This window comes from Oleiphilus sp. HI0066 (assembly GCF_001635725.1).
Genome location: NZ_LWFH01001745.1, coordinates 1 through 871, shown reverse-complemented (window position 1 = coordinate 871; position 871 = coordinate 1). Strand labels below are relative to the sequence as shown.

The 871-nt window shown below is 47.5% G+C and carries 2 protein-coding genes; both read left to right on the top strand.

Annotated features, from left to right (window positions below):
* Nucleotides 1–281 (top strand): cytochrome c (locus A3738_RS27175; RefSeq protein ID WP_156504536.1); only part of this gene is annotated, 281 nt, incomplete at its 5' end.
* Nucleotides 282–289: 8 nt separating this feature from the next.
* The coding region (locus A3738_RS27170; protein ID WP_197474082.1) for a cbb3-type cytochrome c oxidase subunit I at nucleotides 290–871 on the top strand (582 nt) is incomplete at its 3' end.

The following is an 871-nucleotide window of genomic DNA, read 5'->3' as shown; positions in this document are numbered from 1 at the left end:
AAGTATACGCGACCAACTGCGCAGCGTGTCACCAACCGAATGGGCAGGGTATTCCTCCGGCGTTCCCAAGCCTTGTAGGAACAGAGATCGCTACAAAACTGCTGGATAAGCATATTGAGGTTGTTGTTGATGGTGTTGCTGGCTCGGCTATGCAAGCTTATGGTGGGCAATTGAGTGAGGTTGATATTGCTGCAGTTATTACTTACGAGCGCAATGCGTGGGGTAATGACACCGGCGACAATGTTTCTGCCAAAGACATCGTTGACTATAAAAATAAATAGGAGGGCTTATGAGCGCTGTAATCGACAATCCGTCTCATGACGATCATGAGCACCATGGTCCAACGAAAGGTATTGCGCGTTGGCTATTTACTACCAACCATAAAGATATTGGTTCGATGTACTTGTGGTTCAGTTTTGCGATGTTTCTTGTGGGCGGTTGTATGGCACTCACTATCCGAGCAGAACTCTTTCAACCAGGTTTGCAATTAGTCGAACCCGAGTTTTTCAATCAGATGACCACGATGCACGGTCTGATCATGGTGTTCGGCGCCGTTATGCCTGCTTTCGTAGGTTTGGCGAACTGGATGATCCCAATGATGGTTGGTGCGCCTGATATGGCGCTGCCTCGCATGAACAACTGGAGCTTCTGGATTCTACCTTTTGCTTTTGGCTTATTGTTAAGCACGTTATTCATGGAGGGCGGTGCGCCAAACTTTGGTTGGACATTCTATGCGCCCTTATCGACGACTTATGCTCCAGATACCGAGACATATTTTATTTTTGGCGTTCATATGATGGGTATCTCATCCATTATGGGGGCGATTAACGTGATTGCGACCATTTTGAATATGCGCGCCCCAGGTATGACC